This window comes from Clostridium sp. JN-1, from assembly GCF_003718715.1.
GTDB lineage: Bacteria > Bacillota > Clostridia > Clostridiales > Clostridiaceae > Clostridium_AV.
In genome coordinates this window covers 1742840-1766830 of record NZ_CP033465.1, presented here as the reverse complement: position 1 = coordinate 1766830, position 23991 = coordinate 1742840, and the positions used below count along the sequence as shown (strand labels likewise).

The following is a 23991-nucleotide window of genomic DNA, read 5'->3' as shown; positions in this document are numbered from 1 at the left end:
AGTGATATATATATGGATGGAATATTGAATATAAATAAACCAGTTGGAATGAGCTCTTTTGATGTTGTGAGAAAGGTTAAAAAGATATCAGATACTAAGAAGGTAGGACATACAGGAACTTTAGACCCAGAAGCATCTGGAGTTCTTCCAATATGTATAGGAGCTGCAACAAAGTTAGTTGATTACATAATGAGTGATTATAAGATATATAAAGTTGAGCTTATGCTTGGTATGGTTACTGATACTTACGATAGAGAAGGAACTGTAGTTAAAAACTGTGAAGTTTACTTGTCAGAAAATGAAGCTGCTTACGCAATAAAGAGTTTTGAAGGCAGTATAAAGCAGATTCCACCTATGTATTCTGCTTTGAAGGTAAATGGAAAAAGGCTTTATTCATTAGCAAGACAGGGTATAGAGATAGAGAGAAAGCCAAGGGATGTAAATATTTATAACATTGATATAATAGATGTTAGTATTCCAAAAATAACTTTTATGGTAAAGTGTTCTAAGGGTACTTATATAAGAAGCTTATGCTATGACATCGGAGAAAAACTAAAGTGTGGAGGTTCTATGTGGAATCTTAAAAGGATTGAAACTGGAAACTTTAGAATAGAGGATTCTATAAAGCTAGATGATCTCACAAAAGAAAATATATCTAATTATTTAATACCTATGGACAGAGTTTTAATGGATTATCCAGAGATTCATATAGATTCTAAATATGAAAAATTACTCATCAATGGAGTAGAGATGAATAATTTATTTGTCATTGGGGATATACAAAAGAATAAATTATATAGAGTTTATATAGGAAAAGATAAATTTATAGGTATAGGAATGAGAAGGGATTCTGGATTTAAAATGACAAAGTTGTTATTGCAGAGGTAATGTTGATATGATTTTAATAGAAGATAATTTTAAAAAGTATTTAAAAAATAATACATATGTTGCCTTGGGAAGCTTTGATGGATTACATATGGGACATATGAAGTTAATAGATAAAACTATAAAGCTTGCTAAAAAAAATAATGCTAAAAGTATGGTATTTACCTTTAAAAATCATCCGCGTATGGTTATAAATAAAGAATTAGCCCCTAGAATTATTATGGATAACCCAAGTAAAATAAGGATATTACAATCTGCTGGACTTGATATAGTCAATATGGCAAGTTTTGATAAAGATTTTATGAAAATAACTCCAGAAGAATTTATAGTAAACCTTGTAGAACATTATAATGTTAAAGGTATTGTAGTTGGATTCAATTATAGATTTGGGTATAAAAATTTAGGCGATTTATCGCTTCTAAAGAAAATGAGTAGAAAATATAATTATTTACTTCAAATAGTTGATCCAGTAAAATTAAAAGGTCAAGTTGTAAGTAGTTCTACAATAAGAAATGTTATATCTGAAGAAGGAAATATGAAAAAGGCTCGAAAAATGCTTACAAGGCCCTTTATGGTTGGAGGAAATATTATAAGAGGAAAACAGCTTGGAAGAAAATTGGGATTTCCAACTGTAAATTTAAATTATGATAAGAGATTTATCCTTCCAAGAGGAGGGGTTTACTATACCATAGTATATTATAAAAACAAACCATATAAAGGAATAACAAACGTTGGATATAATCCTACTGTAGAAGATAATAGATTGAGCGTGGAAACTAATATATTGAACTTTCATGAAAATATATATAATCAATATGTAAGTATATTTTTCATAGATAGAATAAGAGATGAGAAAAAATTTGATTCACTAGATGAATTAGCAGATCAATTAAAAAAAGACAAGATGTATGCAAGTAAACAAAAATTACAAATTAATTTTAAAATTTAATTTACATTTGACAACATATTTGCTATAATACATTCGTGAACCTTATGCTATGAAAATCGACTTGCCGACGACTTTCATGGAATTAGGAGATTACAATTGGAGGTGTCAGTAAATGGAAAAGGCAATGAAAAATAATATAATAGTAGAATATGCAAGACATGAAGGAGATACAGGTTCTCCAGAAGTACAAATTGCATTACTTACTGAAAGAATTAATCATTTAAATGAACATTTGAAGATTCATAAGAAAGATCATCATTCAAGAAGAGGTCTTTTAATGATGGTTGGTAAAAGAAGAGGTCTTTTGAATTATTTAATGAAAGAAGATATTGAAAGATATCGTGCTATTATTGCAAAATTACATTTAAGAAAATAATTTTAGAGCGGCTTAATACCGCTCTTATTTTAATTAAGAATTAATTCAAAATATTTCGATTTCAATTACAATTATGATTTTACTAATTTAATAATTGTATAATAAAATTTATTAGTAACTATAATAATATTAAAACAAACCTATGAAGGGAGGTTAAATAATTTATGAGTCAAATATTGCAGACTAATGTAGCAGGAAGAACTCTTAAAATTGATTATGGAAAAGTTGGAATGCTTTCAAATTGTGCATTACTAGTGAGCTATGGTGATACAGTAGTTCTTGTTAATGCAAATGCTTCAAGCGAGCCAAGAGAAGGGGTGGATTTTTTCCCACTAAGTATAGAATATGAAGAAAGATTATATTCAGTAGGTAAAATACCGGGGGGATTTATAAAAAGAGAAGGTAAACCATCCGAGAAAGCAATTTTACATGCAAGAGCTATAGATAGACCGCTTAGACCACTATTTCCTAAGGGATATAGAAATGATGTTCAAGTAGTTTGTACTGTACTTTCAGTAGAACAAGATAACTTACCTGATATACTAGCAATAAATGGAGCATCTATGGCTTTGTGTTTATCAAGTATACCTTTTGATACACCAGTTGGTGCTGTGTCAGTAGGCATTGTTGATGGTGAATTTGTAATAAATCCAGGGCTTGAACAAAGAAAAAAGAGCACACTAAATTTAACAGTTTGTGCGACAAAAGATAAAATCATGATGATAGAAGCAGGTGGAGATGAAGTACCTGAGGATATCATGTATGATGCCATTTTGCTTGGATTTGAAGAATGTAAAAAGATAGTAGCTTTCCAAGAAGAAGCTGTGCAAAAATTTGGTAAGAAAAAAGATGTTCCAACATTATATAAAGTTGATGAAACTCTTGAAAAAGAAGTAAGAGAATTTTCATTTGACATGTTAAATGAAGCTATGTACATAATGGATAGAGACAAAAGAAATGAAGCTGTTGATTCAGTAAAAGAAAAAATAGATGAAGAGTTTAGTGAAAAGTATCCAGATAATGGTGCCGATATAGCTGATGTTATATATAGGATTCAAAAAGAAATAGTTAGAAATATGCTCTTAAATGAACATAGAAGACCAGATGGAAGAGCATTTGATCAAATTAGGCCTATAACTTGCGAAGTTGGTATACTTCCAAGAACTCATGGAACTGGATTATTTACTAGAGGATTAACTCAAGTAATGACAGTTGCAACCCTTGGCGCTTTAGGTGATGTTCAAATTTTGGATGGTATTGGATCAGAGGAATCCAAGAGATATATGCATCATTATAATTTTCCGTCATATAGTACTGGTGAAACAAGACCTTTAAGGGGACCAGGCAGAAGGGAAATAGGCCATGGTGCTTTAGCAGAAAAAGCTTTGGAACCTCTTATTCCTGGTGAAGGTGAATTTCCATATACAATAAGATTGGTTTCAGAAGTATTGAGTTCAAATGGTTCAACTTCACAAGCTAGTGTTTGTGGAAGCACACTCGCATTACTTGATGCAGGTGTTCCTATAAAGAGACCGGCAGCAGGAATAGCTATGGGACTTATAACTAGTGAGGATATGTCTAAACAAGAAATTTTAACAGATATACAAGGTATAGAAGATTTCTTTGGAGACATGGACTTTAAGGTTGCTGGAACAGAAGTTGGAATTACAGCTATACAATTTGATACTAAAATTCATGGCTTGACTAATGAATGTATAAATGAGACACTTAAGAAAGCTAGGGAAGGCAGACTATTCATATTAAAGAAGATAAATGAATGTATACCAGAACATAGGGCAGAAGTATCCAAATATGCACCTAAAACTTATACTATGACAATTGATCCTGAAAAGATAAGAGACGTTATTGGCACAGGTGGGAAAGTTATAAATAAAATTATAGCCGAAACTGGAGTTAAGATTGATATAAAAGAAGATGGAAGAATTTTTGTAATGTCTGAAGATAGTGCTGGGGCAAAGAAAGCTCTTAAGATAATAGAAGACTTAACAAAGGAAGTCAAGGTAGGAGAAATATACCTTGGAAAGGTAACTAAGATAACTAACTTTGGAGCATTCGTAGAAGTACTTCCAGGCAAAGAAGGTCTTGTTCATATATCTAAGTTAGACTTTAATAGGGTAAATAAAGTCGAAGATGTAGTATCTGTGGGGGATGAAATACTGGTTAAGGTAACTGAAATTGATAACCAAGGAAGAATTAATTTATCACGAAAAGATGCTATAAAAGATTCAGAAGATAAGAATTCTAAAGATCAACAAAAGTAGAAGGGCATTAAAATGCCTTTTTATTTTTATCATTAATTAAGTTCATTCTAGTTTATTTGATGTTTAATAATCTTAATTTATTAGGAGGGTATATGTATAACTTATTTAAATTGGATAATGGTTTGAGTATTGTTTTGGAAGATATAGATTATGTTAATTCAGTAAGTGTAGGTTTGTGGGTAAAAAATGGATCTAGAAATGAAAGTAAGGATAATAATGGTATTTCACATTTTATAGAACATATGCTTTTTAAGGGCACTAAAAGGAGAAGTGCACTTAAAATTGCAGAGTGTATAGAAAATGTAGGCGGTCAAATAAATGCTTTTACTGGAAAAGAATCTACATGTTTTTATGCAAAAGTTCTTGATTCTCATCTTGAATTAGCATTAGATGTCATAGCTGATATGCTTTTTAATAGTAAATTTGATCCTCAAGATATAGAAAGAGAAAAAGGAGTAATCATAGAAGAAATAAATATGGGAGAAGATTTGCCAGAGGATGTTTTGGTAGACTTACACAGCAAGGCTTCATGGGGAGACGATTCAATATCCTTTCCTATATTAGGTAATGCTCACACTGTAAGTTCTTTTAATAGGGAACAAATACTTGACTATGTATCTTCCTATTACGTGCCAGAAAATTCTGTTATATCTATTTCAGGAAAGTTTGAAATAAATAGTACATTAAAGCTGATAAAAGAATATTTTGAAAATTGGGTAAGTTGTAATGAAAAACTCACAATGTACTCTAAACCAGAAATTTTAAACAATTATATGTTTAAAAAGAAAAATATAGAACAACTTCATATGATACTTGGAATACCAGGTGTTGAGGTAGGTAATGAAGATATTTATACATTGTCAATTTTAAATAGTATATTTGGAGGAGGGGCATCATCCATACTCTTTCAAAAAATAAGAGAAGAAAGAGGATTGTGTTATTCAATATATTCGTATATATCGTCTTTTAACAATACGGGAATGGTCAGCATATATAATAGTTTAAATAGCAAATATTCTGAGGATGTAGTTTATATGATAAAAGAGGAAATATATAAGTTTACACAAAAAGGAATAAGTGAGAAAAAATTAAATATAGCAAAAGAACAACTAAAGGGAAACTATATTTTAGGACTTGAAAGTACCAGCAGTAGAATGTTTAGTAATGGTAAATCTGTACTATTTTTAAATAAAGTAAATACACCTAAAGATATAATAAGTAAAGTGAATAAGGTTAGTATTGATGATGTAAATAGAGTTATGGAAAAAACCTTTAAAAAAGGAATAGTAAACTCCGCATTTGTTGGAAGTAATGTCAATTTAGATAAACTTAAAAACATAATGGAAAAAGATATAAGTTTATTTAAAGCAAGCGGAGATAAAAAGCTTATATAATACATATTTCTAATGTATATAACTTTAAGTAATATTTTTAAAGCTCATATCATAATTGTAAATTAACAGGAACTAACCATAAATATTAATTTATATAAGGGAGGATAATCATGAGCGACAATTTAAAGTTATATAGTGAAATGGAAAAGTATGAAATAATTAATGTAAATGATGGAAATAAATTTAACTACCTTGGAAATAATGATACTGTAATAGATGAATATGGAAATTTCAAAATGTTAATCTTAAATAATAATAAATCTAAAATAGGCTTATTTAGCAAAAATGAATTTATAGAAGTACCTTGGGAATATGTAAAAAAAATAGGATCTAAGACAATAATAATTGATGCAGAAGAAGAGTCTTTGAAAAAGTATCATTAATTTAAGTAGTAAAAAATGTATATATAATCACCTTAATGCACAAAATATGATTGTGTTTAAGGAGGAGATAATATGCCTGAAGAAAATGATAATAAAAATCAAGAATTAAAAAATTTAAAGGAATTAGGAACTACAAATACACCTGAGGGAATTGATAGAATTCAAATTTTGCCTATAATAGGTCAAATAGAAGGACACATGATACTTCCACCACAAACTAAGTCTACTAAATATGAGCATGTAATCCCCCAACTCATAGCTGTAGAAAATGATAAAAGAGTAGAGGGATTACTCGTTGTATTAAATACTGTCGGTGGAGATGTGGAAGCAGGACTTGCAATAGCAGAAATGATAAGAAGTTTGAGTAAGCCAACAGTTTCTCTAGTGATAGGAGGAGGTCATTCTATAGGAGTTCCTCTTGCTACTTCAGCTGATTATTCATTTATATCACCATCTGCTACTATGATTGTTCATCCCATAAGAATGAATGGGCTTGTAATAGGTGTGCCGCAAACATTTGAATATTTTAAGAAAATGCAGGAAAGAATTACAGAATTCATAGTTAGAACTTCCAAAATTAAGAGGGAGAATTTAACAAAGCTTATGTCACAGACTAATGATCTGTTAAATGATATGGGAACTATTTTAATTGGAAAGCAAGCTGTTGATGAAGGACTAATAGATGAAGTAGGCGGAATAAGTGATGCAATATCTAAATTAGAATTTTTAATAGAAAAAAAGTTAGCTAAAGAAAAGTAAACTTAGCTGATAAAAAGAAAGTTTATAATGAAATTTCCTTTGATGATTTTGGTATATTAAAATAAAAGGAAATATTATAAGCATGTAGAATTATTAACTTGAGGTGATAAGGTACATGACTAGAAAAGTGGAAAGTTACCAAAATAATAATGATGTGAAAGGAATTCTACTAGTTACAATAGGCATACTTATGATAATTAGTGTCTTTTCACCTGAGACTTCAGGTATTGTAGGAAACTTTATAAAGAAAATTCTAATAACCATCGCAGGCCTCGGAGCTTTTATCTTTCCAGTACTCATAATATTTATAGGATTTTGTTACATAGCTAAAAAGAAGAAAATGAAATTTAGTACAAAGTTTTATGGAGTAATACTTTCTATTATAAATACACTGCTTTTTATACAAATGCTTGTAATTGATAATTACTATGTAGATAACAATATAAAATTAGCTATAAGGAAATTATATGAATCAAATACAATAATCCATGCTGGTGTGATAGGCATTTTAATAGATATTCCACTATTAAAGTTATTTGGTAAAGTAGGATGCTATATAATTTTTTTGTCATTATACATAATATCGTTTATTTTAATGAGTAAAATTACTATATATGAAATAATATATAATGTAAAAAACTTTATTCACAGAAATGATGACGATGCAATAAAATTAATTGATGAAAAGGAAGATAATATTGAAGATTGTAACCAAAATGATAAAAAGAAGAATTTTATAAATGGAATAAACAGCAGAATAAAGATATTAAATTTTATGAAGTCATCTGAAAAAAATAAAGAAGTAGAAAAGCCAAAACAGCATCCCATAAATATTGAATGTGCATCAGATAAAACTTCTGATAGATCTATGAATGATGAAATTAGTAAACGAATAAAAAGTGCAGCATCTATTGTTATGTATAAGTTTCCAAACTCTAATTTGTTAAATACAAATACACTATCTAAATTAAATAAAGAAGATAAAAAAGAATTAATAGGAAATGCTAGTAAGCTTGAGGAAACTTTGTTGAGCTTTGGAGTTGAAGCTAAAGTCATTCAAGTAAGCAAGGGTCCATCTGTCACAAGATTTGAAATTCAACCAAGTCCTGGTGTTAAGGTAAGTAAAATAGTAAACTTAGCTGATGATATAGCATTGGGACTTGCATCATCTGGAATTAGAATTGAAGCACCTATTCCAGGTAAATCAGCTATAGGAATAGAAGTACCAAATAGGGAGTTAACTCCTGTTTATCTAAGAGAAGTTATTGAATCATCTGAATTTATGAATTCAGATAATAATTTGGCGTTTTGTCTTGGAAAGGATATAGCTGGAAACTGTGTTATATCTGATCTTTCAAAAATGCCTCATGTGCTCATAGCTGGGGCAACTGGATCTGGTAAGAGTGTGTGTATAAATACCCTTATAATTAGTTTTTTGTATAAGTATTCTCCTGACAATGTCAAGTTACTTATGATAGATCCTAAAGTAGTTGAACTCAGTATATATAATGGAATTCCACATTTATTGATACCAGTAGTTACAGATCCTAAAAAAGCCGCAGGAGCATTAAACTGGGCTGTGCAGGAAATGAAGAGAAGATATAAGTTATTTGCAGACAATGGCGTTAGAAATATTGAAAGCTATAATAAATTAACTGTTAAGGGAACGGCTCAAGAAAAGCTTCCTTTTATAGTAATAATAATAGATGAGTTAGCAGATTTAATGATGGTTTCCCCACATGATGTGGAGGATTATGTATGTAGGTTAGCTCAAATGGCAAGGGCAGCAGGTATGCACCTTGTTATAGCTACTCAAAGGCCATCTGTAGATGTTATTACTGGAGTCATTAAAGCTAATATTCCTTCTAGAATATCTTTTGCTGTATCAAGCCAAATTGATTCTAGAACAATATTAGATAGTGCTGGTGCGGAAAAGCTTTTAGGTAAAGGAGATATGTTATTTTATCCTGTTGGCGAAGCTAAACCAATAAGAATACAGGGAGCATTTATATCAGAAAATGAGGTTGAGAGGGTAGTTAGCTTTATCAAATCAAGTCATAAAGTTCCTCAATATCAAAGTGATATAATAAATCAAATTGATACCAATGTTGATACTAATAAGGATTCTGAATGTGATAAATTATTAGAAGAAGCAACTAAAATTGTGGTACAAGCCAATCAAGCTTCTACGTCACTGCTTCAGAGAAGACTTAGAATAGGCTATAATAGAGCAGCTAGAATTATAGATCAAATGGAAGAAAGAGGGATAATATCGGCGAGAGATGGAAGTAAGCCGAGACAGGTATTGATAAAGAAAGATGATTTATAGATATCAAACTTTTTAAATGATTTTGCATTTTTGATTTAATAAAAATTAAATTTATGCTTGTAAAAAATAATAAGTAGTCTTAAAATAAGTTATGTATTTATTTTAATATGCTATAATACAGGAGGAAATATAGTGAAGAACAATGTAAAAATTGGACTAATAAGTTTGGGTTGTGATAAGAACAGAATAGATTCGGAAATTATTCTAAGCAATATTAAAATCGAATATATTATAGTAGATGACCCAAGAGAAGCTGATGTTATAATTGTTAATACATGTGGTTTTATAGAAAATTCAAAACAGGAATCTATAGATACAATATTAGAAATGGCTGAATACAAAAAGAAATACAAATGTAAACTTTTGGCTGCTACAGGCTGCCTTACACAAAGATATGGTAAGGAATTAATGGATTTGATTCCGGAAATAGATATATTACTTGGAGTAAATGACTATGACAAGTTAAGTGGAGCTATAGAAAGTTGTATGAATGGAAATCAAAATAAGTTTTATAGCTGTACCTATAGTGATGTAAATATAAATGAAGGAAATAGGGTTCTAACTACTGATTCACACTATGCTTATATAAGGATAGCAGAAGGATGTGACAACTTTTGCACTTACTGTATAATACCTAAAATAAGAGGGAAATATAGAAGCAGGCATATGGAAAATATTTTAAGGGAAGCATCTGATTTAGCTAGCTTGGGAGTAAGAGAACTGATACTTATAGCACAGGACACAAGTATTTATGGTATTGATATATATGGTAAAAGCATGCTCCATGAACTTATAAAAAAGCTTTCTCTTATAGATGGCATAGAATGGATCAGAATTCTGTATTGTTATCCTGAACAAATTACTCAGGAACTCATAGATGAAATGGCACGAAATAGTAAAGTATGTAAGTATCTAGATATACCAATTCAACATATAAGTGATCATGTGCTAAAAGCTATGGGAAGGAAAGGAACAAGACAAGATATAATAAGCAATATACATAAATTGAGACAAAAGATAAAAAATATTGTACTTAGAACTTCTATTATAGTAGGTTTTCCTGGAGAAACCCAGGATGATTTTGATGAATTGAAAGAATTTATTAAGGATATCAAATTTGACAAATTAGGAGTTTTTAAATATTCTAGAGAAGAGGGAACTCCTGCAGCTTTGATGAATTCTCAAATTACTGAGGAAATCAAAGAGAGTAGAGAAGAAGAACTTATGAGTATTCAACAACAGATATCCAAGGATATTAATAGTGAAAAGGTTGGAAAAGTATATGACGTTATAGTGGAAGGTAAAGACGAAGAATGGTATGGGAGAAGTTATGAAATGACTCCTGAAGTTGATGGACTCATTTACTTTAAATGTGATAAAGACTTAAAGATAGGAGAAATTGTTAAAGTAAAAATCACTCATGCTTTTGAATATGATTTAATAGGAGTTGTGTACTATGAATCTTGCTAATAAACTTACAATACTTAGAATTATATTAGTTCCTGTTTTTTTAATATTTATAACTATAAAAGGGATACCTTATGGTACACTTATTTCTATAGCTATATTTATTATAGCATCTATAACAGATAAGTTGGATGGATATATTGCGCGAAGCAGAAATCAAGTAACTAGTTTTGGGAAATTAATGGACCCTCTAGCAGATAAGTTATTGGTTACAACAGCACTAGTATGTCTAGTTGAATACCATGTAATTCCTTCATGGGTAGCAATAATAATTATAGCTAGAGAATTTGCTGTTACTGGACTTAGGACTGTAGCTGCTGCAGAAGGAAAAGTTATAGCAGCAAGTAAATGGGGAAAAGCAAAAACAGTTACTCAGATAATAGCTATAGTATTAGCATTAATAAATTTAAATTATCAACATGTTTTTCTAGGAATGCTAGAAAAATTTATTAAACATCCTCATAAGTTTTTAAATATGACAACAGATGTGGCTATGACATTAGCTATAATTATAACTATAATATCTGGACTAGATTATTTTATTAAGAATAAGGAAATGCTTAGACCTGATAAATAGGTTTATTAAAGAGTTAAATTTTAAAAAATTTAACTCTTTATTTTATGTGCCCAAGTCAGATTACAGCCTAAGTCAACTTATGAGTTAGGAACCCTATAAAGCTGCTCAAGCTCTAGCTCTAGCTCTAGCGTATTACTCACGCGGTGCATAAGAACAGAAAATAAATTAATTATTTTCCTTATACTCGATTGTTTAAAATATAATTTTATGTAAATAATTATAATGTCTATATAGAAAATACCTATGTTTTTGATAATTTTAAATTATAGGCATAGATTTCTATAATAAATGTTATATTTGATTTAAATAGCTGAACTTATACTAGGTTGACCAAATATATAATATATTATATAATTAGTTTAGAACAAATGTTCGAACCCGTATACTATATAGTATATATGCCATAATTAAGGAAGGGAAGTGGCTATTTTGGCAAATATTAATACTGAAAAATTAAAAGCACTTGATTCTGCGTTAACGCAAATAGAAAAGCAATTTGGTAAAGGTTCTATAATGAAACTTGGTGAAAACAGCGTATTGGATTTAGATGCTATATCAACTGGATGTTTAGATCTGGATATAGCACTTGGAATTGGCGGTATCCCCAAGGGAAGGGTTGTAGAAATATTTGGACCTGAATCATCTGGTAAAACTACAGTAGCTCTACATATAATAGCTGAAGCACAAAAAGCTGGAGGAGCTGCAGCATTTATAGACGCTGAACATGCTCTTGATCCAGGATATGCTAAGAAATTAGGAGTGGATATAGAAAATTTAATTGTATCTCAACCAGATACTGGAGAACAAGCACTTGAAATAGCTGAAGCACTTGTAAGATCAGGAGCTATAGATGTAATAGTAGTTGATTCTGTTGCTGCACTAGTTCCTAAAGCAGAAATAGAAGGAGAAATGGGAGATTCACATGTTGGCTTACAAGCAAGACTTATGTCTCAAGCTTTAAGAAAACTTACTGGGGCTATAAACAAGTCCAAATGTTCTGTAGTATTTATTAACCAGTTGAGAGAAAAAGTAGGGGTTATGTTTGGAAATCCAGAAACTACTCCAGGCGGAAGAGCACTAAAATTCTATTCTTCTGTTAGACTGGATGTTAGAAGAATAGATTCTATAAAACAAGGTGATGAAATAGTAGGTAATAGAACAAGGGTTAAAGTAATTAAAAATAAAGTTGCACCTCCATTTAAACAAGCAGAATTTGATATAATGTATAACCAAGGAATATCAAGAGAGGGAAATGTTTTAGATGTTGGTGTTAGAGAAGAACTTGTTCAAAAAAGTGGATCATGGTTTTCATACAAAGAAACTAGGCTCGGGCAGGGAAGAGAAAACGCAAAACAATTTTTTAGAGAAAATCCTAAGATAATGTATGAAATAGAAAATAATATAAGACAAAAATATAACCTTCCTGCCGTAAATCCTAAGATAGATGAAGATGCTAAGGGAAAAGATAAACTAAAAAAAGAAGAAGATAAACTAAAAAAAGAAGAAGATACTCAAAGTAAATAAAATTTCAAATAAAAACATAAGGAAAACTTGATATTTCATAAGGAAAACATGATATTCTAATATAAATTCTTGTTATTGTAAAATAACGGATTATATTAATAATATAACACTTAAAACTTGACAATAATAAAAATATAATATAAAATTAAGACAAATTCTGGTTTATCATTTATTTTGACTAGTTACCAATTGAATAAAATAAGGCACCTTTTCTATGCTTGCATATTTTACCTAAAATATATATACGTGATAAAAGCAAAGGAGGTGTTTATATGAATTCTATTATATATGTAATTATTACTGGTATAATAGTAGCTATTGTTTTGTTAATAATGTTATACCTTATAAAAAATAAAGCTGAAACTATAAGATCGGAGGCTCTTAAAGAGTCCAATAGATTAAAAGAAGAAGCTAAAAGGGATGCAGAATCCAAAAAGAAAGAGGCAATACTTGAGGCTAAAGAAGAAGTTCATAAATTAAGGGCAGATTTTGATAAGGAATCAAGGGATAGAAGAAATGAATCTCAGAGATTTGAGAGAAGGTTAATTCAAAGAGAAGAATTACTTGATAAAAAAAGTGATATGCTTGAAAAAAGAGATGAAAATCTAAATAAAAAGCAGCAAAAAATTGATGAATTACAACAAAATGTGGAACAATTATATGAAAAGCAGAGAAAAGAACTTGAGAGATTGTCAGGTTTAACATCTGAACAGGCTAAAGAAATATTGCTAGATGAGGTTAATAAGGAAATAAAACATGAATCTGCAATGATGATTAAAGAAGTAGAAACAAGGGCAAAGGAAGAAGCAGATAAAAAGGCAAGAGAAATAATAACATGTGCTATTCAAAGATGTGCAGCAGATCATGTTGCAGAAACGACTGTTTATGTTGTTTCTCTCCCTAATGATGAAATGAAAGGGAGAATAATAGGAAGAGAAGGTAGAAATATAAGGACTCTTGAAACATTAACTGGTGTTGATTTAATAATTGATGATACACCAGAGGCAGTAATTCTATCGGGATTTGATCCTATAAGAAGAGAAGTAGCTAGAATAGCGTTGGAAAAACTGATAATTGATGGCAGAATTCATCCAGCAAGAATTGAGGAAATGGTTGAAAAAGCTAAGAAGGAAGTAGAAAATAACATTAAAGAAGAAGGAGAACAAGCAACTTTCGAAACAGGAGTACATGGTCTTCACTTGGAATTAATAAAGTTATTGGGAAGATTAAAGTATAGAACTAGTTATGGTCAAAATGTATTAAAACATTCTATTGAGGTTGCATACTTAGCTGGTCTTATGGCATCAGAGCTTGGAATTGATCCTACTATTGCTAAAAGGGCAGGATTGCTTCATGATATAGGTAAGGCTGTTGACCATGAAGTAGAAGGACCTCATGCAATTATTGGGTCAGAAGTTGCAAAAAAATATCATGAATCTTCTATAATTGTAAATGCTATTGCAGCTCATCATGATGATGTAGAATCTGAGTCATTAGAGGCTGTACTTGTCCAGGCAGCAGATGCTATATCAGCAGCAAGACCTGGAGCTAGAAGAGAAACTTTGGAAGCTTATATAAAGAGATTAGAAAAGCTGGAAGAAATAGCAAATTCATGTGAAGGTGTGGAAAAGTCATATGCCATTCAAGCGGGCAGGGAAATAAGAATCATGATCAAACCAGAAGAAGTTGATGATGCAGGAGCTGTGGAAATGGCAAGGAACATAGTTAAGAGAATAGAAAATGAATTAGAGTATCCTGGTCAAATAAAAGTAAATGTAATAAGAGAAACACGTGCTATTGAGTACGCAAAATAATTAATTTTATTAATATTCCTTTTAAATTTTGTAAGTAGATTTACAAAATCTAAAAGGAATTTTTAATTTTATGTAGAATAGTATATTGTAGTAACAATAACAAATAAAGTTAAATAATTTTATAATTAATATGTAGGAGGTTTATTATGGAAGTATTAAAAGTTTCAGCAAAATCGAGTCCAAATTCAGTGGCAGGGGCATTAGCAGGTGTTTTGAGAGAAAGAGGAGCCGCAGAGATACAAGCTATAGGAGCAGGAGCTCTAAATCAAGCTGTAAAGGCTGTAGCAATAGCAAGAGGGTTTGTAGCACCAAGCGGTATAGATTTAATTTGCATTCCAGCATTTACCGATATTGAAATAGATGGTGAAGAGAGAACTGCAATAAAATTAATAATTCAACCAAGATAGTAAATAGTATATAAATAGAGGGCTTGAGTTTTCAAGCCTTTTTTTAATACTCTGTTAACTTGTTGAATAAATACTGTGGAAATTATATTTTGCGAAAAATTAATTTTAAATACTTAAAAATTATGTGATAAAATTATATATAGACAAAAAATTTGTACAAATAAAGTTGACTATATCGTGCTCTGTGTTAAAATGTAAAAAGACATTGTAATTATAGTTGTTTGTTGTAAGGAGGAAAATATGGACATAAAAGCGATATTACAATTAATGAGACCAAAACAGTGGATTAAGAATTTTTTTGTATTTGCTGCTGTAGTTTTTTCAGGTAAGTTTTTAGATAAAAGTGTAGTTTACTACAATATATTGACATTTGCTTTATTTTGTCTTACATCATCAACTATATATATATTAAATGATATAGTTGATATTGAAAAAGATAAGTGCCATCCAGACAAGAAAAAAAGACCGCTTCCAAGCGGCAGAGTTTCTAAGAAAACTGCTGTTATACTGGATATTTTTGTGGTTTTTTGTGTTATATCTCTTTCTTATCTATATTTAAACATAGAAATATTATCAATATTTTTGATTTATATAGTTGTGAATATATTTTATTGTTTTAAGTTAAAAAACATGGTGATAATAGATGTAATGACTATAACCTTTGGGTTTGTACTCAGAGTAGAAAGTGGAAGTCTTGCTACAGGTGTACAAGTATCTCCATGGCTATTTTTATGTACTATACTTTTAGCTCTGTTTATAGCACTTAATAAGAGAAAGAGTGAAATTATAGCTTTAAAAGATAAGAGTGCATCACATAGAAAAATATTAGAAGAGTATTCTGTAGATATGATAGATAAAATGCTTACTATAGTGACACCATCTATATTGATGGCATACTGTCTCTATACTTTTAGTTCTGTACAAAGCAAAACTATGATTTTTACAATACCGTTTGTACTGTATGGAATATTTAGGTACCAATATTTGATGGATAAAAAGAACATAGGTGGAAAACCAGAAGATGTATTTTTTAAAGATACTCCTTTTTTAATAAATATAGTATTATGGGGGATATCGGTATTACTTATAATATACTTAAAATTGTAGTGAGCACAGAAAGGACTAATAGTTGTTATGAAAATCAACGTAATAAAACAAAATAAGTATTATGAAATCATAATGCTGGCAGGTTTAATTTGCTGTATATTATGGGCAGCTCTTGTAAACACTAAACCATTTTCTGATTTTAATTATTATTATGAATTAGCTGCTGAAATAGCTAATGGAAAACAATGGGGAGACACATATACCTCAGTAGGTTACCCAATAGTATTAGGACAAATATTTAAGGTATTTGGAGTAAGCATACTTAATGCAAAAATATTTAATATAATTCTTACCTTAATCTCAAACTTATTTTTCTTGATTATATTAAAGAGGATACCATTAAAGGAAATAGAAAGAAAAATAATATTTGCTTTATTTGTATTTATGCCAAATAATATATTTTATAATAGTATTTTGGGAACAGAAATATTATTTACTACAATATTACTTGGAATAACATGTTTGTATTTTAGTAAACTAAGATTAAAGTATGTATTAATAGGGATTTTAACTGGTTTAAATACAATGATAAAACCATTTTTTATAGTTTTTTTTCTTGCTATTTTTTTAGTAGACTTGATAATTCAAAAAAAACTTTTGAAGCCGCTTTTAAATTCAGCTGTTGTACTCATCTTAAGCTTTTTAATACTGACTCCATGGCTGTATAGAAATACAAAATTAATAGGTCAATTTACATATGTATCAAATAACGGCGGGATTGTTTTATATATAAATAATAATTCACAAAATAAGAATGGCAGATGGATGGCTGCAGAAGATGTAGAAAATTCTGTTGTAAAAACACAAGAATATAAAAATGCAAATATGACTCAAAAAAATAAGATGTTAAGCAGTGCAGCTAAAAAGTGGATAAAATCTCATCCTAAGCAATTTATGGAACTTGGTTTTAAAAGGCTATTTAATACATATTTTGTAGGAGATGATATAGTATACAGTACTTATGGAGCTAATTTAAGCCATTGTTCAAAGGCAGTTTTATATTTAATTACTGGTATAATTAGAAGTGTTGTTTTTGCTTTTGGAATAGTATACATTTTATTATATGGAATATATGTACTGCTAAATATATTTAATTTTAAATCTGGAGATATAAATAAATTTGATTTATACTGTGTAATTTTATTTTGTATGTTTACTTCAGTATATTTTATAACAGAAGGTCAGGGAAGATATTCATTCCCTGAAATATTCATATTTGTATATGGATTTTATCATTTTATTAAGCTTACGATATGTAAATACAAGGAGTTAAATTTATGACAATATTAATATTAGTTTCAGTTTTATTAGGTTCTGTAGGACAGGTATTAGTAAAGTACGGCATAACAGGAGTCGAGTTAGATTTAACTATAGGACATTTAATACCAAGTATAATTAGCATAATAAAAAATATTCCAGTTATGTGCGGTATAGTATCTTATGGTGTAAGTTTTTTATTATGGATAAAGGTTTTAAGCAAAGTGGAATTAAGTTATGCATATCCTATGGTAAGTATGGGTTATGTTTTAGTTATGCTTTTCTCTTATTTCATATTTAAGGAGAATATTTCACTTACAAGGATAATTGGTGTTATATTCATCATGATAGGAGTTATTTTAGTAGCTAGAAGTTAGGCTAAGTATTCTAAGTTAGTTATTTAAAATTAACTAAAAGTACCTTTAAAAATAGATAAGTATTGTTGAAATGGAGGAATAAAAATGATTTTATCAAGGAAATCTCAGAAAATTCAGCCGTCAATAACTTTGGCTATAACAGCTAAAGCAAAAGAAATGAAATCAAAGGGAATTGATGTGGTTGGTTTTGGAGCAGGAGAACCAGATTTTAATACCCCAAAGAACATACAAAATGCTGCTATAGAAGCTATAAAAAAAGGGTATACTAAATATACTCCTGCTTCAGGTATAATGGAACTAAAAAAAGCAATTGTCGATAAATTCTGCAGTGATAATAACTTAAAATATAATACAAATCAGATAATTGTCTCAACAGGAGCTAAGCAGTGCCTTGCAAACGCATTTTCAGCAGTTTTAAACCCGGGTGATGAAGTTATAATTCCTATACCATATTGGGTTAGTTATCCAGAACTTGTAAAATTGGCAGATGGAGTCCCAGTATTTGCTCAAACTAGTGAAGAAAATGGTTTTAAGTATACAGTAGATTCTCTCAATAAAGTACTAACAGAAAAGACTAAAATGATATTAATAAACAGTCCTAATAATCCAACAGGAACTGTTTATACTAAGGAAGAACTACAAGCAATTGCAGATTTTGCTAGGGAAAATGATATACTAATTTTATCAGATGAAATATATGAAAAATTGATATATGGAAATAATAAACATATAAGCATAGCAAGTTTGTCACAAGATGCTTATAATAGAACCATAGTTATAAATGGTGTATCTAAGACTTATGCCATGACTGGATGGAGGATTGGATATGCTGCTGCAAGTGAAGAGATAGTAAAGCTTATGTCAAATATACAAAGTCATACTACTTCAAATCCAAATTCCATAGCACAGTATGCTTCTGTAGAAGCATTGAAATCAGATTCTTCTGATATAGATATAATGGTCCAAGAATTTAAAAGAAGAAGGGACTTTATGATAGACAGGGTAAATTCTATAGAAAATATATCTTGCAGAAAACCTGAAGGCGCATTTTATGCAATGATGAATATATCAAAAGTATTTGGTAAAAAGTGTGATGGCTTAGAAATAAAAGATTCGCTTAGCTTTTCACAAATGCTACTCGAGAAACAAAAGGTTGCAGTAATACCTGGTGCAGGTTTTGGAGTTGATAACTATGTAAGGCTTTCATATGCTACTTCCATGGAAAATATTAAAGAAGGTTTAAATAGAATAGATGAATTTATAAAATCTTTAAAGTAAAATTTACAATTATGATGTCATATAAGTATTGAAACATATAGAGAAAATGGTATAATTATAAGGGAACTTAGAAAAAACACATATAGGAGTGAATAAAATGGTATCTAAAGAAGTTATAGTTAAAAGTTCAACAGGTTTGCATGCACGTCCTGCAACACTATTAGTTAAGAAAGCATCTTCCTTTAAGTCAGATGTAAGTATAGAATTTGACGGGAAGAAGGCTAATGTTAAGAGCCTTATAGGAGTATTATCTCTAGGAGTTACTAAAAATGCTACAATAACAGTTTCAGCTTCTGGTGATGATGAATCTTTAGCATTAGAAGAAGTAGTTAAATTATTAAATTCCCTTGAAGAATAATTAAAAGTTATAAATAAAAGGTTTAAAATAAAAACCTTTTATTTATGACTGTTTTTTATTTTTTGTAACTGCTTTTCATCTTAAATAGAAATAATACCATATTCAATCCTGATATTCCTATTAGTATGTAAATTATTCTTCCAAGCAAATTTACCGGCTCACCAAATAGCAGTCCTACTATATTAAGATTAAATAAACCTATTAAACCCCAGTTTATAGCACCTATAATTACTAGAATAAATGAAATCTTGTCTAAAATGTTTAATTTATACACAGCAATATTCCTCCTTTTTTGTTATAGTATCATTTAATAAATTATATTAATGATAAAAAAAAATAGAACGAGGGATGTTTTTAACACGAACAAAAATATATTATTTATAGCGATTATATGCTATAATATGAATGAAAAATATGTTAATAGAAATTATATACGTATGGAGGTCTTTTGCAAAATGAAAAGAAGAGATATTTATAATACGCCGCTTAATACTAGATATGCTTCTAAGGAAATGAGTTATTTATTCTCAGACGAAATGAAATTTAAGACGTGGAGAAAATTATGGGTTGCTTTAGCAGAGTGTGAAAAGCAGCTGGGTTTAAATATAACAGATGAACAAATTAATGAGCTTAAGGCTAATGCTGAAAATATAAATTATGAAGTTGCTGAAGAAAGGGAAAAAGAAGTTCGTCATGATGTAATGAGCCATGTTTATGCTTATGGTGTGCAGTGTCCTAAGGCAAAAGGTATAATACACCTAGGTGCTACTAGTTGTTATGTAGGGGACAATACGGACTTGATAGTAATGAGAGAGGCTCTTTTTATAATCAAGAAAAAAATGGTAAATGTTATAAATTCACTTACAGAATTTGCATTAAAATATAAGGAATTGCCTACACTTGGATTTACACATCTTCAACCAGCCCAGCTGACTACAGTTGGTAAAAGAGCTTGTCTTTGGATTCAAGACTTATACATGGATATGGAAAATATAGATTTTGTTATAGATCATATGAGATTTAGAGGGGTTAAAGGTACAACGGGAACCCAAGCTAGTTTTATGGAGTTATTTAATGGAAATGAAGATAAGGTTAAAGCTCTTGATAAAATGGTTGCAGAAAAAATGAGATTTAAAAGTGAATTTATGATTACAGGTCAAACTTATACAAGAAAGGTTGACTCAATAATATTAAATACACTTTCAGAAATAGCACAAAGTGCATATAAGTTTAGTAATGATCTTAGGATTCTCCAAAATATGAAAGAGATGGAGGAGCCATTTGAAAAGAATCAAATAGGATCATCGGCTATGGCATATAAAAGAAATCCTATGAGATCAGAGAGAATAAGTGCACTTTCTAGATATGTAATTGTAGATTCTTTAAACCCAGCTATAACGGCATCTACGCAGTGGTTTGAAAGAACACTTGATGATTCTGCAAATAAGAGGATATCAGTTGCAGAGGCATTTTTAGCATTGGATGGAGTTTTAAACTTGTACATGAATGTATCTTCAAACATGGTTGTATATCCTAAAGTTATAGAAGCTCATGTTAAGAGAGAACTGCCATTTATGGCTACAGAAAATATAATAATGGAAGCTGTTAAAAAAGGTGGAGATAGACAAGATTTACATGAAAGAATTAGACAGCATTCTATGCAGGCTGCAAAAGTGGTTAAAGAAGAAGGCAAAGAAAATGATTTAATATCTAGAATAATAAATGATGAGTTTTTTAACATGACAGAGGAAGAAATACTGTCACTAATAGATCCTAAAAAATTTATAGGCAGAGCTCCAGGTCAAGTTGTAGATTTTATTCAAACTCAAATAAAACCTCTTTTAGAAGAAAATAATGAGCTGCTTGGTCAAAAGGTAGAGATAAATGTATAGAATATTTATTAGTCAAATTTAATTTGCAAATCATATACTATATAAAGATATTAATAAGTATTGACTTTCCTTGAAAAGTGGATTATATGGGACATGAAAAGGTGTCATAATATTAGAAAAGTTATAATATTTTATAATAATACTATGTTATTATGATTATGAGGTGATAAAACTTTGAGTGTACAGATATATCAAAATCCAGAATTTAAGATATATAAGGCTGGAGGTGACTATATTATCCACAACACACATAAAAAGTTTAAGGAGGGTCATACTCACGTTAAAAGATATGATATATGTATGGTAATGATCAAATTGATAGAAAAGAAACAAATTCCTAAGAGTAAAAGTAAATATTTTATAGAAAGCCTCATAAGAATAAGCGATGACAGAAATTATATTGACAAAATATCAAAATGTGAAGGATAGGCATTTAATATTATAAAAATTAAATCTTGTTTTTATTTATAACGGACTGTATATTTACAGTTCGTGTTTTTTATATTATATAATATAGTGATAGAAAACTTCCTTAAGCTAATTAATTATATTTTAAAATTGATTGTATTAAAAATGATGTAATTGAGGAGATGATAGAAATAAATAAGGATATATTAGTTCAAATTTTTGGAGAAAAAAACAAAAAAGTAAATTTTAATTCTGGCAAGTGCGGAGGATGCAGGGGAAATGGATGCTGCTCAAGCAAAAATAATACATGTAAGGGCTGTAATAGTGCTGCTGGTGGCGGCTGTGGCCATGGTACTAACTGTGATTCTAGTATTCAGCTTACCATGATGGATATGTATAGGAATTTACAAAGATTTATAGCTAACAGCAGTATATCCCAAAATGTGAAGCTGGAATTTATAGATATAAGTGATTATGAAAATTGGGGAGATAAATATCCTAGAATAAAAGAATTAATTGATAATGGGTATGAAGTACCTTTTACAGTAATAGATGGTGTAATAAGATATTATGGCAATATATCAAATGTTCTAATATATAAAGATGTTATAGAACTTCTTGAATAAGGATGTTTAAAACACCAAAGAACTCTATTGTTTAAGGGAGTTACACATAGAGTTCTTTAGTTAACGTAATAAACTTCTAAAATTTAACCGAAATGTATATTACATAAATAATTTATTCAACTAAAAAAGCTTCAATGTATTTTTAAAATTGAAGCTTTTTTTGAATTTAAAAAAATACATGATTTATAAATTTAATAGTAAGGGACATTATTATTAATGATATATCAAAAATAAAATTTATTAATATATTGCAATTTTACTTATAAGTTGTTATTATTATAGTAATTCATCACTTTATCATATTAAATTAATAACGTAATAAAATAAGGGAGCGAAATTAATGGCAAATTGGAGAAGATATATACCCGAAGGTACAAAGGATACGCTGTTTGAGGAATGCAGTAAAAAAATTTATATAGAAAATATACTTAGAAAAACTTATGTAGAGAGCGGCTTTATGGAATTGAAATCTCCTACTTTGGAATTTTATGATGTATTTAATATAGAAAATACAACATTGCCTCAAGAAAAAATGTATAAGTTATTTGATAATCAAGGGAGGATATTAGTACTCAAACCTGATATGACTATACCAATAGCAAGAATTGCTGCTGCAAAATTAAATGAAGCACCTCATCCACTTAAATTATGCTATACATCTAACATATATAGGGTCAATGAAAGCTTACACGGAAATAATAATGAAATAACTCAATCAGGTATTGAAATAATAGGCGTTAAGAGTTTAAAAGCTGATGTAGAAGCAATAATAATTGGAATTAGATCTCTTTTAAATTGCGGACTCAAAGATTTTAAAATAGAACTAGGTCAAGCGGAATTCTTTAAAGCAGTAATTGAAGAAACAAATTTAGAAGATGAAAAGAAAGAAAAATTGAGAAAGTCTATAGAGAGTAAGAACTTTACAACATTATCAGAATTACTCGAAGTTGAGAGAAAAAATATTGATGGCAAAGTATTAAATGTATTAAGAGAAATGCCGGGATTATTTGGAGGCATAGAAATACTTGATAAGGCAGAAAAACTTACTTTGGATAATGAAATGGCTCAAGCTGCTTTAAATAGCATAAGAAAGGTATATGCTGTAATTGAAAGCATAGGGCTTAGTTCATATTTATCTATAGATTTAGGAATGGTTCAAGATTTAAATTATTACACAGGCATAATATTTAGAGGATATACTCACGGAGTTGGTGGAAATATATTAACTGGAGGAAGATATGATAATCTTATAACTCAGTTTGGAGATAATGAACCTGCAACAGGTTTTGCAATAGATGTGGATAGTGTACTATCAGCATTAGATGATAGTAATCAAACATTTGAAGATAAAAGGACTAAGGTTCTCATATGCTATGGAAGTGATTCATTTAAGGAAGCTTATGAAAAGGCTTTAGAACTTAGAAATAAAGGTATAATAGCAGAAGTAAGCTCTTTTGATAATAATATTGAAGCAGCTAATTATGCAGAGAAGAAGAATATGAAACTTATAAATTTATAAATAAAAAATGGGGAGAAGTTTAC

Annotated in this window: 23 protein-coding genes; 22 read left to right on the top strand and 1 reads right to left on the bottom strand. The window is 29.5% G+C overall.

Features of this window, described 5'->3' with window-relative positions; all coding sequences use genetic code 11:
• The first annotated feature begins 12 nt into the window (after positions 1-12).
• From truB to EBB51_RS08225, 18 genes are all read left to right on the top strand, one after another.
• Positions 13-888: a tRNA pseudouridine(55) synthase TruB gene (gene truB, locus EBB51_RS08310; RefSeq protein ID WP_123054043.1), complete on the top strand. Its 876-nt coding sequence runs from the start codon at positions 13-15 to the stop codon at positions 886-888.
• Positions 889-895: 7 nt separating this feature from the next.
• Positions 896-1834: a bifunctional riboflavin kinase/FAD synthetase gene (locus tag EBB51_RS08305; protein ID WP_123054042.1), complete on the top strand. Its 939-nt coding sequence runs from the start codon at positions 896-898 to the stop codon at positions 1832-1834.
• A gap of 112 nt (positions 1835-1946) precedes the next feature.
• Positions 1947-2210, top strand: coding sequence for a 30S ribosomal protein S15 (gene rpsO / locus EBB51_RS08300; RefSeq protein WP_123054041.1), 264 nt, complete (start codon positions 1947-1949; stop codon positions 2208-2210).
• A gap of 164 nt (positions 2211-2374) precedes the next feature.
• Positions 2375-4492, top strand: a complete 2118-nt coding sequence (locus EBB51_RS08295; protein WP_123054040.1) for a polyribonucleotide nucleotidyltransferase — start codon at positions 2375-2377, stop codon at positions 4490-4492.
• Between the two features lie 92 nt (positions 4493-4584).
• Positions 4585-5886: a pitrilysin family protein gene (locus tag EBB51_RS08290; protein ID WP_123054039.1), complete on the top strand. Its 1302-nt coding sequence runs from the start codon at positions 4585-4587 to the stop codon at positions 5884-5886.
• 110 nt (positions 5887-5996) lie between these two features.
• Positions 5997-6269, top strand: a complete 273-nt coding sequence (locus tag EBB51_RS08285; RefSeq protein ID WP_123054038.1) for a YlmC/YmxH family sporulation protein — start codon at positions 5997-5999, stop codon at positions 6267-6269.
• 72 nt (positions 6270-6341) lie between these two features.
• Positions 6342-7028, top strand: coding sequence for an ATP-dependent Clp protease proteolytic subunit (locus tag EBB51_RS08280; RefSeq protein ID WP_123054037.1), 687 nt, complete (start codon positions 6342-6344; stop codon positions 7026-7028).
• Positions 7029-7131: 103 nt separating this feature from the next.
• On the top strand, positions 7132-9357 hold the full coding sequence (locus EBB51_RS08275) for a DNA translocase FtsK (RefSeq protein WP_123054036.1): 2226 nt from the start codon (positions 7132-7134) through the stop codon (positions 9355-9357).
• A 132-nt stretch (positions 9358-9489) separates the two neighbouring features.
• The gene (gene rimO, locus EBB51_RS08270) at positions 9490-10827 is read left to right on the top strand and encodes a 30S ribosomal protein S12 methylthiotransferase RimO (RefSeq protein ID WP_123054035.1); all 1338 of its coding nucleotides are present in this window, start codon (positions 9490-9492) and stop codon (positions 10825-10827) included.
• Positions 10814-11401 carry a CDP-diacylglycerol--glycerol-3-phosphate 3-phosphatidyltransferase gene (gene pgsA, locus EBB51_RS08265; RefSeq protein ID WP_123054034.1) on the top strand — a complete coding sequence of 196 codons (588 nt, stop codon included), beginning with the start codon at positions 10814-10816 and terminating at the stop codon, positions 11399-11401. Before rimO ends, pgsA begins: the two co-directional genes overlap by 14 nt.
• A gap of 429 nt (positions 11402-11830) precedes the next feature.
• Entirely contained in the window at positions 11831-12925 is a 1095-nt protein-coding gene (gene recA, locus EBB51_RS08260) for a recombinase RecA (protein WP_123054033.1), read from the top strand.
• A 272-nt stretch (positions 12926-13197) separates the two neighbouring features.
• Positions 13198-14739 carry a ribonuclease Y gene (gene rny, locus EBB51_RS08255; RefSeq protein ID WP_123054032.1) on the top strand — a complete coding sequence of 514 codons (1542 nt, stop codon included), beginning with the start codon at positions 13198-13200 and terminating at the stop codon, positions 14737-14739.
• Between the two features lie 146 nt (positions 14740-14885).
• Complete coding sequence (gene spoVS, locus EBB51_RS08250) at positions 14886-15146, top strand: stage V sporulation protein SpoVS (protein ID WP_123054031.1); 261 nt, start codon at positions 14886-14888, stop codon at positions 15144-15146.
• Between the two features lie 240 nt (positions 15147-15386).
• Positions 15387-16253: a decaprenyl-phosphate phosphoribosyltransferase gene (locus EBB51_RS08245; protein ID WP_123054030.1), complete on the top strand. Its 867-nt coding sequence runs from the start codon at positions 15387-15389 to the stop codon at positions 16251-16253.
• A 27-nt stretch (positions 16254-16280) separates the two neighbouring features.
• On the top strand, positions 16281-17534 hold the full coding sequence (locus EBB51_RS08240; RefSeq protein ID WP_123054029.1) for a hypothetical protein: 1254 nt from the start codon (positions 16281-16283) through the stop codon (positions 17532-17534).
• On the top strand, positions 17531-17887 hold the full coding sequence (locus EBB51_RS08235) for an SMR family transporter (RefSeq protein WP_123054028.1): 357 nt from the start codon (positions 17531-17533) through the stop codon (positions 17885-17887). The genes EBB51_RS08240 and EBB51_RS08235 overlap by 4 nt, the downstream gene beginning before the upstream one ends.
• Before the next feature lie 84 nt (positions 17888-17971).
• Positions 17972-19165, top strand: a complete 1194-nt coding sequence (locus EBB51_RS08230) for a pyridoxal phosphate-dependent aminotransferase (protein ID WP_123054027.1) — start codon at positions 17972-17974, stop codon at positions 19163-19165.
• Between the two features lie 97 nt (positions 19166-19262).
• The gene (locus EBB51_RS08225) at positions 19263-19523 is read left to right on the top strand and encodes an HPr family phosphocarrier protein (RefSeq protein WP_123054026.1); all 261 of its coding nucleotides are present in this window, start codon (positions 19263-19265) and stop codon (positions 19521-19523) included.
• Positions 19524-19578: 55 nt separating this feature from the next.
• Here the strand turns inward: EBB51_RS08225 and EBB51_RS08220 are convergent, their stop codons facing one another.
• The gene (locus EBB51_RS08220) at positions 19579-19797 is read right to left on the bottom strand and encodes a DUF378 domain-containing protein (protein WP_123054025.1); all 219 of its coding nucleotides are present in this window, start codon (positions 19795-19797) and stop codon (positions 19579-19581) included.
• Between the two features lie 181 nt (positions 19798-19978).
• Here EBB51_RS08220 and purB point away from each other — a divergent pair, with 181 nt between their 5' ends.
• From purB to EBB51_RS08200, 4 genes are all read left to right on the top strand, one after another.
• Positions 19979-21415, top strand: coding sequence for an adenylosuccinate lyase (gene purB, locus EBB51_RS08215; RefSeq protein WP_123054024.1), 1437 nt, complete (start codon positions 19979-19981; stop codon positions 21413-21415).
• 174 nt (positions 21416-21589) lie between these two features.
• Positions 21590-21844, top strand: coding sequence for a hypothetical protein (locus EBB51_RS08210; RefSeq protein WP_123054023.1), 255 nt, complete (start codon positions 21590-21592; stop codon positions 21842-21844).
• A gap of 161 nt (positions 21845-22005) precedes the next feature.
• Positions 22006-22449: a hypothetical protein gene (locus tag EBB51_RS08205; RefSeq protein WP_123054022.1), complete on the top strand. Its 444-nt coding sequence runs from the start codon at positions 22006-22008 to the stop codon at positions 22447-22449.
• Between the two features lie 340 nt (positions 22450-22789).
• Complete coding sequence (locus EBB51_RS08200; RefSeq protein ID WP_123054021.1) at positions 22790-23968, top strand: ATP phosphoribosyltransferase regulatory subunit; 1179 nt, start codon at positions 22790-22792, stop codon at positions 23966-23968.
• The last annotated feature ends 23 nt before the right edge of the window (positions 23969-23991 follow it).